This is a genomic window from Caulobacter endophyticus (assembly GCF_029543245.1).
In the GTDB taxonomy this organism is placed as follows: Bacteria; Pseudomonadota; Alphaproteobacteria; order Caulobacterales; family Caulobacteraceae; genus Caulobacter; species Caulobacter endophyticus_A.
Genome location: NZ_JARQWV010000003.1, coordinates 128520 through 144408, shown reverse-complemented (window position 1 = coordinate 144408; position 15889 = coordinate 128520). Strand labels below are relative to the sequence as shown.

General features: G+C 70.3%; 10 protein-coding genes. 4 read left to right on the top strand and 6 right to left on the bottom strand.

Annotation, left to right across the window (positions count from 1 at the left end):
• The first annotated feature begins 8 nt into the window (after positions 1 to 8).
• The 4 genes from P7A99_RS03990 to P7A99_RS03975 all read left to right on the top strand — a co-directional run bounded on the left by P7A99_RS03990 (position 9) and on the right by P7A99_RS03975 (position 4149).
• Complete coding sequence (locus tag P7A99_RS03990; protein ID WP_277792647.1) at positions 9 to 1820, top strand: ABC transporter ATP-binding protein; 1812 nt, start codon at positions 9 to 11, stop codon at positions 1818 to 1820.
• A gap of 36 nt (positions 1821 to 1856) precedes the next feature.
• Entirely contained in the window at positions 1857 to 2540 is a 684-nt protein-coding gene (locus tag P7A99_RS03985; RefSeq protein ID WP_277792646.1) for a hypothetical protein, read from the top strand.
• Entirely contained in the window at positions 2533 to 3375 is an 843-nt protein-coding gene (locus P7A99_RS03980; protein ID WP_277792645.1) for a glycosyltransferase family 2 protein, read from the top strand. Before P7A99_RS03985 ends, P7A99_RS03980 begins: the two co-directional genes overlap by 8 nt.
• Before the next feature lie 129 nt (positions 3376 to 3504).
• Positions 3505 to 4149, top strand: coding sequence for a hypothetical protein (locus tag P7A99_RS03975; RefSeq protein ID WP_277792644.1), 645 nt, complete (start codon positions 3505 to 3507; stop codon positions 4147 to 4149).
• A 218-nt stretch (positions 4150 to 4367) separates the two neighbouring features.
• On the opposite strand, the gene P7A99_RS03970 is transcribed toward P7A99_RS03975, so the two are convergent.
• The 6 genes from P7A99_RS03970 to P7A99_RS03945 are packed head-to-tail and all read right to left on the bottom strand — an operon-like array spanning position 4368 to position 15875.
• Positions 4368 to 7832: a DUF6519 domain-containing protein gene (locus P7A99_RS03970; RefSeq protein WP_277792643.1), complete on the bottom strand. Its 3465-nt coding sequence runs from the start codon at positions 7830 to 7832 to the stop codon at positions 4368 to 4370.
• Positions 7833 to 7842: 10 nt separating this feature from the next.
• Complete coding sequence (locus P7A99_RS03965) at positions 7843 to 10068, bottom strand: hypothetical protein (RefSeq protein ID WP_277792642.1); 2226 nt, start codon at positions 10066 to 10068, stop codon at positions 7843 to 7845.
• A complete protein-coding gene (locus tag P7A99_RS03960; RefSeq protein WP_277792641.1) occupies positions 10065 to 12764 on the bottom strand; it encodes a hypothetical protein in 2700 nt (899 codons plus the stop codon). The genes P7A99_RS03965 and P7A99_RS03960 overlap by 4 nt, the downstream gene beginning before the upstream one ends.
• On the bottom strand, positions 12761 to 15175 hold the full coding sequence (locus P7A99_RS03955; protein ID WP_277792640.1) for a hypothetical protein: 2415 nt from the start codon (positions 15173 to 15175) through the stop codon (positions 12761 to 12763). The genes P7A99_RS03960 and P7A99_RS03955 overlap by 4 nt, the downstream gene beginning before the upstream one ends.
• Positions 15172 to 15534 carry a GPW/gp25 family protein gene (locus tag P7A99_RS03950; protein WP_277792639.1) on the bottom strand — a complete coding sequence of 121 codons (363 nt, stop codon included), beginning with the start codon at positions 15532 to 15534 and terminating at the stop codon, positions 15172 to 15174. The genes P7A99_RS03955 and P7A99_RS03950 overlap by 4 nt, the downstream gene beginning before the upstream one ends.
• Positions 15531 to 15875, bottom strand: coding sequence for a hypothetical protein (locus P7A99_RS03945; protein WP_277792638.1), 345 nt, complete (start codon positions 15873 to 15875; stop codon positions 15531 to 15533). The genes P7A99_RS03950 and P7A99_RS03945 overlap by 4 nt, the downstream gene beginning before the upstream one ends.
• Positions 15876 to 15889 lie beyond the last annotated feature (14 nt).

The window sequence follows — 15889 nt, the reverse complement described above, 5'->3', positions numbered from 1 at the left end:
AGACTTCAATGCCGCGCGCGCGCCGACGCTCTTCGTGGGCCCTGATCACGCGCCTCTATCGCGAAACGCTGCACCGCCAGTTGCTGCTGCTGGCGCTGTCGCTGGGCTGCATGGGCGTGATCGCCAGCATGGCCACGGCCTATACCTATCTCATGGGGCCGCTGGTCGACCGGGTGTTCATCGCCAAGGACGCCGCCCTGCTTTGGGTTTTGGGCGGTTCGGTGGTCGCCATCTTCGTGCTGCGCAGCCTGGCCAGCTACGTCCAGGGCGTGCTGCTGACCATGCTCGGACAGAACATCGTCCTGGATACGCAAAAGCGCCTGTTCGGAAAGTTGCTGCACCACGACATGGACCTGTTTGAAGCGCGCGCCTCCGGCACGCTCGTCGGGGCCTTCATCTACGACGTCAACCTGCTGCGTGTGACGATCTGCAACTTCTTCCAGCGCGTCGGCAAGGACTGCCTCACCGTGGGCGGCATGCTGACGCTGATGTTCGCCACGGACTGGCGCATGGCGATCTTCAGCATCGCCGCCGCGCCGCTGTCGCTGCTGCTGCTGGTCCGTCTGGGCCGCAAGCTACGGGGCGTGTCGCTGGTCTGCCAGGAGCAGATCGGCGACCTGACGGCCTTCGTCACCCAGGCGCTGCAGGGCGTACGCCTGATCCGCGCCTACAGGCTGGAAGCGGTCAATGCGGCGGGCGTCGAGACCCGCGCGCGATCGGTGGCCGGGCTGCTGACCGAGACCACGCGGATCGAGGCCTCAGTCCTGCCGATCTTCGACGGTCTAGGCGGCTTGGCCATGGCGGCGATGATCGTCTACGGCGGTGCGCAGGTCGTGGCCCAGTCCATGACGCCCGGCACGCTGCTGGTGTTCATCGGCGCGGTCTACGGCGCCTATCAGCCGCTGCGCTCGCTGGCGCGCGTCAACATCGACCTCCAGACGGGGCTTGCGGCGGCCGAGCGGGTGTTCGCGCTGATGGACCGTCCGGTGCGGCAACTGTCGTCTGAAGCGGCGCCGGCCTTGCCGAGGATCTCGGGGGCCGTGCGGTTCGAAGGTGTCGGCTTCAGCTACGGCGAGGACGGAGCCAGGGTGCTGCGCGACGTCGATCTGGTCGCGCCGGCGGGCAAGGTCACCGCATTGGTGGGACGCACGGGCACGGGCAAGAGCACGCTGCTGAACCTGATCCTGCGCTTCCACGACCCGGACGAGGGCAGGGTGCTGGTCAATGGCGCGGACGTGCGCACGGTCAACCTGGCCTCGCTGCGCGATGCGGTGGCGGTGGTCAGCCAGGAGGCGACGCTGTTCGACGGCACGATCGCCGACAACATCCGGCTGGGACGCCTGGAGGCCAGTCCCGAGGAGGTGGCCGACGCGGCCCTGGCCGCCGGGGTGCTGGATTTCGCCGCCGCCTTGCCCGATGGGCTGGAGACGCGCGTGGGCGAGCAGGGAACGGGCCTGTCGGGCGGCCAGCGCCAGAGGGTGGCCATCGCCCGGGCGCTGCTGAAGGACGCACCGATCCTGCTGCTGGACGAGGCCACCAGCGCCCAGGACGCGCAGTCCGAGCGCGACATCCAGGCGGCGCTGCGTCGGCTGATGGCGGGGCGGACGACGATCGTGGCGGCCCACAGGCTGTCGACCGTGCGCGAGGCCGATGTGATCCACGTGCTGGAGGAGGGCGAGCTGGTCGAAAGCGGTTCGCACGAGGCCCTGCTCGCCGAGGGCGGCCTCTATGCCCGCCTGAACGCCCTGCACGGACCCGTCGGCGCGCTCGCTCCCGCCATGCTCACCGAGGCCGCGCCCGTGCCGGTCGAGCCCAGGTAAGGCGCCTCGCCCAAGACTGCGTTCAGGAGTTCCGCGTTGAATATCAGTGAAGACCGTTTTGAGGTCGTGCTCGACTATTACGGCGTGCCCGAGGCCGTGATGCGCGAGATCGCGCGGCTGGGGCAGCCCGAGCGCAAGCCGCTCTGCAAGGATCACGGCGTCTGCCCCTACGTGGTGCGCACGATGCTCGACTACAGCCGCTACCCTCAGGCCGAGGACGTGGCCTACCTGCTGCGTCAGGCAGGGGAGGATATCTCGCGGCTGTCGATGCTCGATTTCGGGTGTCTGGTGGCCGACTACGCCGTGATGTTCGCGCGGCTGGGCGCGAAGGTGGCGATCTATGACGACGTCGAAGCCGTGAAGTTCCCCGCCTATCGCCTCGCCCGCGAGGGCTTCGATGTCGAGATCCACACCCTGCCGACCGAAGGCGACCTGCTGATGAAGGGCAAGGATCTGGTGGTGTTTGGCGAGGTGCTGGAGCACCTGGAGGATCCGCTGGTTCCAATCCGCGCCTGCATCGCGCAGGGCGTGAAGTACATCTTCACCTCCTGCTACCCGTTCGGGGACGACGAGTACTACACGCTCTCGGGTCACCTGAAGTCGGCCCAGGACCTGCAATCGGACTGCATCCGCCTGCTGATCGGCCACTACGACGCCCTGCCGTCGCGCGACAAGTCGGTGCTCTGGCGGCGGCGAGAGCCGGTCGCGGCCAATGGCTGACCTCGGTCACGTCACGCCGGAAGCCGGCCCCCAGCGTTCCGACGCCCGCTTCCACCTGTCGGTGATGGCGATCTTCCGCAACGAAGCCCACGTCATCGACGAATGGGTCGAGCACTATCGGGCCTTTGGAGTCGAGCATTTCTACCTGATCGACAACAACAGCACCGACGCCTACCGGCCGGCGCTGCAGCGGCATATCGACGACGGGGTGGTGGACCTGTTCATCTGCGGGCGGGACGCCTACCAGATCGGCGCCTATACCGAGATGCTGCCGAGGCTTCGGCGCGAAACCGAATGGGTGGGCGTGTTCGATCTGGACGAGTTCATCTATCCGCTGGACGGCGCTCCGATCCCCGCCGCCCTGGCGGCGCATAGGGACAGGGACGCGATCCTGGCGCCATGGCTGAGCTTCGGCTCCAGCGGCCATCTGGATCAGCCTGCCTCGGTGGTCGAGGGCTTCACCCGCCGGGGCGACGCCGCCGTCAGCCGGGCGTTCCTCAAGGCCTTTTCCAAGCCTGAAGAGATCGAGGTGTTCTCGCAGCACAACCCCGTCACCCGACGTGGGAACAAGGTGCTGTCGAACGGCCAGCCCTTCGGTGACGACCTTTACGTCATGCTGGAGGAGGCGCGGCTGGAAGAGTTCGCGATGGTCAACAACCATTATCGCCTGCAGAGCCTGGCCTACTTCCGAGACATCAAGACGGCGCGGCCGGAGGTGCATGAAGAGGCGCAGGACCGGCTGAAGACCATGCGTTTCTTTCACGAGTACGACGCGGCCTGGAGCCGCATCGAGGATCGGCGACTGGCAGCGTTCAGCGCCGCCCGGCGGTCGTGAACCGCAAGAGGGCGGGCCGTGCGGCCGGCTGACGAGACGAACATGCGAACGCAGGCGGAAGGATCCGGGATGATGTGGGGCAAGAGACGAAGCGGCCGCGCAGTCGCCGGAGCGGTTTCTCGAAAGGCCTTGCGGCTCGGCGCCCTGAGCGCGGCCTGCGCCTGGCCGGCGCTCTGCGGCCTGTCCTCCGCCGAGGGCGCCTGGCCGCTGCGCCTGCACCTCCAGGCCGGCTTCGAAGAGATCTGCGATCAGAACCAGTATGTGGAGTCCGAGGACGGTAGACTGGTGGCGGTGTTCCGCAGTGGAGAGATCGCCGAGCGTGGACCCTTCAAGGGGCGTGCGAACGAAGCCGCCTTCGCCTCGTCCGACTGTCTGACCAGCGATGAGGCGGCCTGCGGCGGCTGGGTGAGGGTCGTCGCCGACAGGCCGATCACGGGGCTCAGCCTTGACGGCGGCTCGATGGACGTTCGCGTCGAGGGCGAGGGAGTCTATCGCGTGTTCCCCGACGGCGCGGTCCAGCACGTGGCGGGCGTGGATGAAGAGCCGTGCCAGGGTGTCGAGTTCTACGTCGCCGGCTGTTTGGGACCGTCTCGTCTCGATCCGCCGCCGGCGGCCAGCGCGCCTGGCGGCCGGGACCTTCTCAGCTTCTCGTTCCGGATGGCCGGCCAGGACCTGACTTTGCTGGGTCTGGGCGGCGACGCTGCATCGCGGCGGGTCGTGGTGCGCAGCGGGTTGGGAACGATCGAGCGGGCCTGCCCGGCTTCACCGGTATAGGCCGCTCCGTCGATCTGGGCGCGGGCGGCGCCTGGGTTCTGGAGAGGATAGAGAAAAGGGGAGGTGAGACGAGCCGTGTCCGCCTCGTCTCTGCTCCAACGGGGACTCGAACCCCCAGCCACAACGAGAAGTCCTCGCCGACAGGCTGCTACCGTAAGTTATTGCCAAAGCATACATACACTGAATGCGAGCGTCGCGTTTGGCAAGAGCGATCCGGCTCACAACACCGCATTGTTACGATCCTGAACCTGGGGCGGGGCGTCGAGTACGACGCCGCCTGAATCGACCATGTTGTCGGTGGCCAGCCATTGCTGGGAGCCGCGCTGGGACAGCGGGCCGACATGGGTCACCTGCATGCCGGTGCGTCCCACCGAAACGTGGTTCTCGCGCAGGATCATGATTGGTCCCAGATGGCCCCAGATCCGGATGCCCTCGCCATAACCCTTGTCTGAAGCCCGCGGTTCGGCGAAGGCGAGGTTGTTGCCGCTGACCCGGATCCTCTCGGCGTTGCCCACCAGCATGCCCAGGCGCCCGACCTCGTACTCGAACGGTACGCGCAGGTGCAGGCTGTTGTCGGCGATGGTCACGCTCTTGAGGGTCGAAAAGCGGGCGCCCTTCTCGCCGCGATCGCTGACGGCCACGCGGATGCCTTCGTAGAAGCTCTGGATCGTGTTGCCGGTGATCTGCACCTCGCGGCTCAGCGAGCCGGCACAGACGATCGCCTGCTGGCCCACGGACGGATTGTTCAGCTTGAACCCCGCCAGCCAGGTGTTGATTCCCGTGAAGCGCCGGCGGAAATCGGGGTCGGCGACGGCCTTCTGGGCCAGGTCGCGGATGTAGCGGGCGGCGCTCCTATCGTCGGCCGGGGCTTTGGACGGCGGGGCGGCGCGCACCATGGCGTCCCATTCATGCTGTCCCACCGGCGAGTTGAAGGCCATGTTGACCTGGTCGAAGGACAGCACGGCCGTCGTTCCGGGGACGTCACGGGTGTCGGTGACGGTGACGTCGCCGAGGATCATGCCCGAGCGGGCCTCCTTGGCCAGGCTGTTGAAGGCGTTCTCGCCCATGGCTCGCCGCATCGCCGTCACGTAGCGCCCCATCGAACCTGTGGGCGCGGCGCTGTTCAGTCCCGTCTCGGCGACCCGGGTCATGTAGGTGCGCACGCCCTCTGGCGTGGTGGCTTCACGGCCCTTGGGTGGATTGGCCTTGGTCAGGGCGCGCCATTCGGCCTCAGCGACGGGTGAGTTCAGCTCGACCTTGTAGCGGCCCACCGAGATCACCCGCGCCCCCGCCGCGCGGCCGGCGCTGGTCACCCGTCCGATCAGTTGCTTGGCCAGAAGGGCCCGGCGCTTGGGTTCGGCGGCGAGGCGTTCGAAGGTCAGGGCCGCCGGCCGGGCCTGAGCATCGAACTGGTTGTCGCGGATTTGGCTGACCAGGCAGTCGGTGACCAGAACGCCTGTCTGGCCGTAGCCGACGATGAAGCGGTTGGCGACGATCCGCGCCGAGCGCACCGGGACGCGAGGCTTTTCCTCTTCGGGTGGCGAGATGCGAACGGTCAGGCAGGTGCGCTCGTTGCGGATCGAGGCTCCACAGCGCAGCACGCAGCCGCTGACCTCGACATTGGCGCAGTCGGTCAGGGTGAGGACGCCGTTCAGATGTTTGACCGGGCTCCATTCGCCGCCGGTCTCGTTGGCCTCGACATGGAGGTCGCGCACGGTGACGCTCTCGCAGCCGATGAATTCCAGGGCCGCCTCGGCCTTGGCCACGCCGATGCGGGTGGCCTCGCCGCCGCCGTGCAGGCTGACGTGGCCCAGGCCCTCCAGCTTGACCGTCTGGTCTGAGCGGTAATCGCCCTGACGGAAGCAGATCACCGCGTCCTCGCCCTTGGGCAGTTCGGTCAGGATCTTCACCCAGTCGCTCTCGGGGCTGAGCACGTAGGTCGCGCAGCCGCCGCCGTTGTTGCGGTTGTAGAGCGCCTCGATGGCGGCCTGCACCGTCTTGGCGCTGGAAATCTCGGGCGTATTGACCGGATCAAACGAGACCACGGCCGCCCGCGACAGGCTGGCGGCGAAGCGAATGGCCGCACCGACGGCGACATTGGCCGAGTTCAGCAGTTCGGCGGTCACCTGCTGGTTCTGGGTGACGCCGTCGAGCGACCATTGGGCCGCCGCCACGCCCTGGGCGTTGGTCGGCACGATCAGTTCGGTCACACCGCCGGTCAGCCGCCCCGAACCGGCGGCGATGCGGTAGCGCACCCGCGCGTTCTGGACCGGAACCTCGCCGCGGCGCACGCCGGTGAGCAGGCTTTCGCCCAAGGCGATGCGGATGGCGGGCGAGGTGGGGTCGGGCATGGCCGATTGCCCGTCGCCGCCGAGATAGACGAAGTCGACCAGTTCGGTGAGCGGTGGGAAGAGGTCGCGGCAGTCTCCGACGGGCGTCCAGTTCGCGCCGTCGAAATCCAGGATCGCCAGCTTGGCGTAGGCATGGGCGATACCGTGCGGCGCCTGGGCGACGGGGACGCCGCCGTTCTGGGGCCATTCGATCCCGACGCCGCTGCGGGCGGCCGCCAGCCAGTAGTCGCCGCTGCGATAGGTTCCTGCCGAAAAGCCGATCTCCAGCCCGCTCTCGATGGCCAGGAAGCCGTCATTGTCGCCGGGGACGACGATCGGCGCCGCGCCGGCGCCGTCCCAGCCGCGGATCTTGGGATTGGAGCCGAAGCCGGCGATGGCGATGGGGCCCTCGGCCGTCAGGGTGTCGACGGCGATGGTCGTTCCCCGCACGGTCTTGATCCGCACCAACACGCCCGGTTCGCCGCGCCGTTCGCGGTCGTCATCGGTCAGCTCGATCCACTGGCCGTTCTGGAAGCCGGAGTAGCGGTCGCGGCCCGTGTTCGAAACGGTCAGGTTTTCGCCGTCGCCGGCCAGCCAGCGCACCGCCAGCGTGGCGTTGTCGCGCGACCACTTGAAGGTCGCGCCGCCGCCCGCCGTCCCGGCGCGATGCACCTCGATTCGATAGAGATGGTTCTCCAGCCGCCGATAGCCGGCGTTCTCGGGCATGCTGCACGGATCGCTGGCCTGCGCGGCGGCCTTGGCCCGGGCGCTGAGCCGGCCGGTGGGGGCTGCGGTGTAGGTCTGCCAGGGCGGCAGGTCCGCATCGCAGGTGAAGGCCGCAGCGCCGACCGCGCCCAGGCGCAGGCAGCGCACCTGCCAGACGGTCTTGAGGCGGGTGGCGGTGTCGGCGGTCAGCGCCGTCTCGCGCAGCGACGGGTCCTCAAGCGCGGTGATGTGGCGGCGCCAGACGTCCAGGAAGGCCAGGTACCGGCCCGAGATCGGCGCTGCGGCGGGCGCCGCGGGCGGGTTCAGGAACACGGGCGAGCCGGCCGGCAGGTCCGGCTGGGCGTTGAGCGCGACGGCGGCCTCGTTCACCACCCGCAGGCCGTCGACATAATAGATCCCGGCCCCGATCTGCAGCGTGCCGCCGCCGGGCGTGATGGCGAAGCCCGCGCTATGCAGCGGACCGCCGGCCGGACCGATGATGTCCGCCCCCGTTCGCCGCAGTCTGTGGTCGCCGATCGCCCACTGCTCGTTGAGGTCGGCGTCCAGGGTCACGCGTCCCTGCTGGGTCAGCACCGCGTCGTAGTGCTTTCCGGGAACGAAGGTCAGCCGCGAGAAATCGCCGTTCATGATGCGCCCCTCAGTTTTCCCGGATCCCGCCTGCGGCGAGATCCAGGTGCAGATATTCGTCCAGCCCCGCCGAAAGGTTGGCCTGTCGGCGATGCTCGTTCAGGAACCTCCAGGCGCCCATGGCGCCGCCATTCTCGCCGCCTTCCCGCAGGGCGCGCGCGCAGCCCTGCGCCAGACGGCCATAGGCCGGCTCGCCGTGGCGCTCGCTGTCGAACAGCGGGACCAGCCGCGCCCGCAGCGCGTCCAGGTCCTCGCCGGCCGTTGCGGCCTCGACGGCCAGGTCGGGCTGGCAGCGGTAGCGCCGCGCGGTGGCCGAGCCGGCCGCCAGATAGGAGAACCGCACGCAGCCGGCCTGACGCCGCGCGGCGACGGCTGGGCCTGTGAACAGGCTGTCGGTGGCCGACAGCGACTTGGCGGTGGTCGAGCCCAGCACCGTCACGCCATCGAGGTCGAGGTCGGTTTCGGGGGCGTCGACGGCGACTTTGCCGCCGGCGTCGATGATCGACTCCGTCGCCTTCAGGGCGGGGCCGGGCTGGAGCATGAGGATCGGACCGGTGATCGCCCGGATCAGCGATATGGTCAGCGCCTCGTGCCGGCCCTCGACCAGCACGCCCCTGGCGTCGCCGGGCAGGGCGCCGGGGCTGACGGTCGCATGGCTGAGGGTTAGGCGGCCCAGATTGGCCGGTTCGGACCCAAGCACCCGCACCTGGCCGTCGACCAGCAGCCCGTCGATCGCCAGCTCGCCCGGGGCAAGGCTGCCCAGGGGCGCGGTGGCGTCGATCTCGATGTCGCCGCGAATGGTCGCGCGACGCTCCTGCGGCGTCAGCTTGCCGGTGACGCGCTCCTGTCCGCCGCCCTGGGCGAGGCTGAAGGGCCAGGCGGCGCTGGTCAGCACCAGCATGGAGCCTTCCGGGATCTGGATGCTGTTTGCGCCGATCAGGGCCTCGGCGAAGGTTTCGTTCTCGAGGATGGCGATCACACCGACGGTTCCGGCCGGCTGAGCGTTCCATTCGCCGACCGCCTCGGCCAGGCTCGCGAAGATCCGGCCCGGCGCGTCGGGTTCGCGGCGCGTGACGCCCGCCTGCCAGGTCACCCGCCGGGTCAGCAGGGCGTCGAGACTGTCGCGGCGATCGTAGGGGCCGCCCCCCAGGTCGCCGGGCGCGGCGTAGGCGAAGGAGACGCGTGCGCCGGCGGCTTCGACGCCGGCCGGCAGGGCCAGGCGCCCGCGCACCGGGTCGACGCCGGCGCGCAGGTCGACGGCCAGCGGGTTCCCGTCCGGATCGGGATAGGACTTCTGGGCCGGCGGTCGCCGCCACTCGGTTCCACCGCCCGTGTCGTGAACGTCGCAGATGGTGACGGCTTCCGGGTCCAGCCTGACGAAGGGATCGCCGTCGGCGGCCTGCAGCCAGACTTGCAGGGGCGGGGTGGCGTCGAACCAGCGGGCGGGCGGCGTGCGTCCCAGCGCCAGGGCGGCGCGCCGGGCCTCCAGTTCGCGATAGAGCGGTCGATAGGCGAGGGCGCCGGGAACGTTGACGTCCTCGGCCAGGTGATCGCCCGAGATCTCGGTCTTGGGTGGGTTGAAGAGCGGCTGGTCCCGACCGAGCGGATCGAAGTGGAACCGGCCGGGGCCTGCCGGGGCGGCGTCGGCCTCGGCCATCGGATAGGCCTGCAGCCGCCACAGGAAGACACCGATGTTCGGCACGTTGTAGCGGCCCTGGCCCAGGGCGATCGACCGGACGTCGGCGGTATGGGGCGCGGTGTCGAAGGCGCCGCCCTCAAGGGCCAGGGCGTCGGCGTTCCAGACGTCGGCCGTGCCGGGCTCGTGCATGCGAACATGGTTCATCTGCTGGCTGACGTTCAGCAGGTGCATCATCTCGACCGCGCGGGCGCTCCAGCCGGTGGCGTCGTGGGCCAGGGTCTCGAGCATGGCCAGCGTGCCCTTGCGCCGGCGGAAGCCCACCGTGTTGGCGATCCAGGCGCGCGGGCTGTAGCCGTCGGCGGCGCCGGAGTCGTAGCGCCCGCGCACGTCAAGCAGATCGCCCACATAGGGCAGGGCCCAGTCCGGGCAGGTCTCGATGAACCAGCTGTCCAGCAGGGCGAACATGTCGTCCTGGACGAGCTGGGCCTGGCCGGCCAGCACTTCGAAGAGGGCGCGCAAGGCGCCGCCGGCCTCGCCGTCGCGCAGCCGCATGTGGGCCGGCAGCAGCTCGAACATCTGGTCGGCGGTCAGTCTCATGTGCTCGCCTCCGTCAGGTCGACGCCCGCGGCGTCGATCAGCAGCAGCTCGGCCTTGCGGAACACCCCGGCCTCGAACCGCGCCGGCTTGGCGGCCAGGATCGAGCTGAAGGCGGTGGTCGGATCGTCGGTGCGCTGAAGCCGCTCGAGGAACACCGCCGTCACGCCGTCCACCCCGTGCAGCACGGCCAGCACCTCGCTGGCGCTGACAGGCTGGGCGAAGGCGCGGCGGTCGAAGGCGAAGGCGGCGATCAGGGCCGTCTTCGCCGCCGTCAGCACGTCGGCGGCGATGTGGGCCTTGTCGATCTTCAGCCGGGCGCGCAGCGAGAACCGGCGCTCCTGGTGGCCGTCGACGCGGATCGGCCGGTCCGCGTGTCGCACCAGGTCCATGGCGGCCAGGAGGTTGAGGTGCAGCGGGTCCAGCGGCGTCAGCACCGCGCCGTCGGCGCCGGCCACGGTCAACTGCACCACCCGCTCGAAACCGTTCCAGATGATGTCGACGTGCGCCTTGCCAAGCCCTGCGAAGCCGCGGGCGAAGTCCTCGATGTCGGCCAGGGAGACGATGCGCCCCAGGGTGCGGACGGTCAGGGGCGCGTTGACCTGGGCGTCGGCGAGGGTCTCCGGGTCCTTGGCGCCGGTGGTCGGCATCGGATTGGTGACCGCCTTTAGTCCCAGCGGGCGTGTCAGGGGCTGGCTCAACTGGCCCGCGGCCAGCAGGCCCGCGCGGCCCGAGCCGATGCGGTAGCGGGCGCGGACGTTGCCCCGGCCGGTGGGCAGGCGGGCGCCGGTGATCCCGTCGCCGAACTGCACCGACACCGATCCGTCGTCGGCCCGGCGGGTGACATAGACCCGGTCGTTGGCGCCGGCCCCCAGCAGATCGTCGAGCTCGCTCCACAGTACCCCGTTCACCCGGATCTCCAGGGTGGTGCGGCGTCCGGAAGGGGTGGCGGCCGAGACGTAGGTCAGGCCCTTCTGCGGCAGGCGGAAGGCCTGGAAGGCGGCTGCGCCGTCGCCGCTGCCGATGACGTGATCCTGGCTTTCGCCGTGCGTGGCGCGAACGACGTTGGCGTTCAGCCGCACGGTGCGGGCGACCAGGGGGCGATCGATCTCGGTGGTGAACCGCACCTGGGTCGTGACGACGGCGACGTCCTGCATCTGAGCCGAGCCGCCGGCCGTGACGGCGCTGACGGCGGCCACCTCCAGCACCCGGGCCACGGGTTCGCCGGTGACGGCGTCCTGGCCGGTGACGGCCACCAGCCGGCCGGGCGTCAGCTCCGGGCGGGCCGTCATCAACACCACGGTGTCGCCCTGGACGGAGGTGGTGATCGGGCGACGGCCCCAGGCCAGCGGTTCGCTGATGCCGAAGACGGTGGCGTTGCGCGGCGAGAACGGCGTCAGTTCGGGGCCGCTGATCGTCAGGCGGGTCACCCTCTGCGCCAAGGTGAAGTCGGTCACGCCGACCTCCACGGCCGAGGTGACGCCGTACAGGCGCGTCGTGGTGGCGTTGCGGACGGCGACCCAGCCGCCGCCCACGAAGCCGTCATGCACCTGATCCAGGTCGAGATAGTCGCGATCGCTGGGAAAGGTCGCCTCGGCCCAGCTCGACTTGCGATCGGCGTAGAGGCCCTTGATCAGCGGGCTTTCGGCGATCAGGTCCAGGCTGACCCCGAGGTTGAGATCGTTGAGGGCGATGCCCTGCATCGCCGCCGCGATGCCGGTGTTCGTGCCGGAGTTCATCATCAGCGGCTGGACGTCGACGGCGTACTGGGCCGACTGGCCGCTGTTGAACAGGGCGGCCGCCGACAGCTCGGGGCGCAGTTCGGCGGTGCGCATGAACTGGGGCAGGGTGTCCCAGTGCGGGGCGTTGAAGCCGAACAGGTTGGTGCGCTGGCGCAGGGCGAAGGCGCGCGGGCTCTGCTTGGGAATGGCCGCGTCGGCGCCCAGGGGCGCTTCCAGCTGGATCAGGGTGTGGGCGTCGACCCGGTTCTCGACGTCGGCCGAGACCAGGGTCATGGCCGCCACCTTGCGCAGCTGCCAGACGGTGCTGGTCGCCGAGTTGCGACGCTCGTTGCCGATCAGGACGATCGGGTCGCCTGGCTTCAGGCGCGTGGCCAGCCCGTCCAGCCAAAGCTTGGTGTCGCCGGCGGCCGGCGCATGGAAGCGGGCGGTTTCGACCCGCATGTCGCTGAACTGCGGCAAGGCGACCAGCGGGGCGGTGACTTCGAAGGTCTGGGGCAGCTCGTCGCCGGCCGGCACGCTCTGCACCTTGGTGCCGGCGGGGATCGCGACCGTGGCGGGCGAGCCTGGGACCTCGTCGCAGGCGATGGCCAGGAAGGTTCCCGCCGCCACGCCGGGCGCGAGTTCGTAGGCGATGGTCCGAGCCAGCTCCAGCAGCGAGCGGCGCTCGGTGGCGGTTCGCAGGAAGCCTTCGTTGGCGATGCGGTCCTGGTAGAAGGTCAGGACGTCCAGGCCCACGGCCCAGGCGTCCAGCAGGGCGATCGCCGGGTCGGAGGGCGCGCGGGTGGTCAGCCCGGCCAGGGCTGCCTGGCGCGGCAGGTCCTGGATCATGGTCCGGCGGGCGCGTCCGTGATCGAGCACGCGATAGGCAAGGGCCGCCTGGCGCGGGGCCGGCGACAGGGCGTCGCCGGGATGCGGAGCGCCGCCGCAGCAGTCGCAGGTTTGGTCCGATGCGCTCATAGGCCGCCCACCATCGCCACGTCGAACCGCCCGCGCTCGGGGTAGTTCGGGTCGTTGTCCAACTGGATGATCTCGTGAGCGGCCGGGACGATGACCCCGGCGGCGATCTCGCCCTGTGGTCCGGCGCCCCAGCGTTCGAACCCGGTCAGGGTGAGCGACGAGACGCCCCGCACGGCCATGGCCGCGGCGTGCACGCGGCTGGCGTACAGAGGATCGCCGAACGAGAAGTTGTCGGGATGGAAGAAGGCCGGCCGCCCGTCGGACCGCAGGTCGCGGCCGAAGGCTTCGAGCAGGGCCAGCTTGACGTCGGCCTGGAAGTAGCCGGGCGTGACGCAGATCCGAAGGCGCAGGTCCAGCGGCAGGTAGGCCGGGTCGCGCAGTTCCAGATCGTAGCCGGCCATCCGCACCCGATCCAGATGCCGGAAGATCCGCTCGCGGAAGGCCGGGTCCTGGGCCGCCGACAGGCGGCCCCGACGGTCCAGCGTGATGAAGACGGTGAACCAGCTGCCGGTCCAGCGGATGCGGGCCGCCGCGCGCTGCACCTCGGGGTGTTCCTGGGCCGCCGCCGCGTAGTCCGCCTCGGTTACCGCGCGGGCCTGGCGCTTGATCGAGGCAGGGGCGAAGGCGCGGATCTCCTGGGCGGTTTCGGGGGCGCGTGCGCCGACGGCGGGCAGGGGGTTGCCCACTCCGTCCAGGCCGGTCCAGCCGCCGTGCCCGGCGGTCAGCACATGGGCCAGGGCCCGTGCGCCGATCGCGCCGTCCTGGGCCGCGCCGACCCGGTAGGAGACGGAGAAGCGCGATCCGGCGGCAGGACGCCGGCCGTTGATCCCGTCGCCGAACCGCAGGGTGGTTGAGCCATCGTGGTCGCGCTCGGCGACGACGTCGGCGGCGAAGCGGTCGCTGGCCAGCACGTCCGGACGCACGCGCCAGGCCTCGTCCTCGTCACGCAGGCGGATGGCCGGCGCGCAGGCGCGCGGGTCGCGGTTGAGCAGGGCCTGGGCGGAAATGCCGAGCGGCTCCTGCGGCAGGTCGGGGACGCTGAGGATGTCGTTGCGGCCCAGCAGCGGGCGATAGGCGCCCTCGTCCGGAGCCTGGTCGGGGATCAGCACGCCGTCCTCGATCCAAAGCCCATGGTCGGCGGGCACGATGTTGCCGCGCGCCACTGCGGCGGGTTTGGCGGTGGTTTCCCCGCCGCCACGCACCACGGTCAGCGGAAGCGAGAAGGGCAGGGCGTCGCGGGCGTCCCACTCGATCTCGGCCAGCTTGGCGCCAGTCAGAGGGTCGGTCACGCGGGTGATGGCCGTCACTTGCACGACATGCCGGCGGGAGGGATCGGCGTCGGCGGCCTCGCCGGTCTCCGGACCTGCGACCTGCTCCAGCGAGAGGAAGAAGCCGGGCGCCAGGGTCAGGGGCGGCTCGTCGGTCAGAGTCGCCGAGGTGGCGCCTACCGGCAGGCAGCAGTCGGCGTCGGACCAGGTGTAGAAGGCGATCTCGTTGTGCGCCGAGTTCAAAGCAAGGTCGTACAGGGTGGCGAAGACCCTTGCGCCCTGGCGCACCGCCTCGCGGAAATCGACGGGGGACAGCACTGTCGGCAGGCCGGCGACGCGGGTGGTCACCGGCGCGCCGGCCGTCAGGACCCTCTGGTCGGCGTCGCCGCCCTTGGCTACCTGGAAGGCGGCGAAGGTCAGGGCGTTGCAGCCGTCGTGCACCGGATAGTCGATCAGGCGAGCGTGCCGGCGCAGCGACACCCGGCTGCGGGCCGTGCCGAGATAGGCCTCGGTGGCGACGGCGTCCTGCAGGTAGCTGAGACGATCGGCGGTCGCGGCCAGGGTCTCGACCACGGCCACATAGGGATCGGCCGGACTGCGCTCGGTCCAGTCGGGCATCAGGGCGCCTAGCCGGTCGAGCATCAGCCGGCGGAAGCCGTCATAGTCCTTCACCAGATAGTCGATTTCGGGCGCTGCTTCAGTCTGCGGCGCGCAGGTCTCGTCGGTGCGGCAGTCGAAGGGGCTGGGGCAGCCGGCCTTGAACGAGAACTCCACGGCCGCCAGCCGGGGGTCGAAGCCGGCGGGCGGGGCGGTCTCGCCGGCGGCCGCCACCAGCCGCAGGGTGTAGAGCGAGAAATCGCCGGCTTGGTCGACGGTCAGCCGAAGACGGTCGGCGCCCGAGGGGGCCAAGGCGATCACCTGGATGTCGCGGATGCGGTCGCCGCCCTCCAGCCGCCAGTTGGCGACGGTCAGCGTTCCGGCGGCGGGGATCCCGTCCGGCTGGCCGGGAAGGGCGTGGACGAAGACGACCTCGAGTTCGGTCTGGTCGGGGTTGGCCACCTCCAGATAGTCGATGCCGTTCAGCGTGGTCGATTCCAGCACGGCGGCGACGCGTCCGGGCGAGCGGCAGGCGTAGCGGGTCATCGCAGCGGCCTTTCGAAGCGCTCGATCACCGTGCCGCCGTCGCCCCGCAGGGCGTAGCGGACGAGGATCTGCAGGGTCTCCTCCCTGGCCGTGACGGCGACTTCGGCGGCCTCGACCAGGTCGCCCAGCCAGGTGTTGATGGCCGCCTGGACGCTCATCTGGACGGCGATGGCCAGGGGCTGGCCGTCCGGAGCGAAGACCAGCTGGCGCACGCCGCTGCCGAAGTCGGGGCGCATGACCCGCTCTCCGGGGCCGGTGAACAGCACCTGCTCGATCAGGTCGCGCACATGGGCGGGACCATCGGCCCGGGCGGTCACGCCGCCGCCGTCGAAGCGGAAGGGGAAGGCGACCTGGGTCATGAGGCGACCACCCGTGTCTGGAACACCGAGACGGTCGGCGGTCCGGCGGGGATCTGTTCGATGCTCTGGCTGATGCCGATGCTGGTCCCCAGCATCACCGGCTTGCCGTTGGCCAGCACCCGGGCAGCGGGGCCGGTGTACTGCACCTTGACGCAGGGCTGGGGCTTGGTGGACGGCCCGGCCGGCACCTGGAACGGGCAGCCGCCGATCGTATAGAGGTCGGCCATGGTCGCGGCCGGCTGCCCCGACAGCATGACCCGCGGCTCGCCCGGCGCCACAGACATGGGCGCGCCGTGGGGGCAGGTCGCCACCAGGCCGACGTGGAGTATGGGTCCGGGCATGGCGTTTCCTCCCT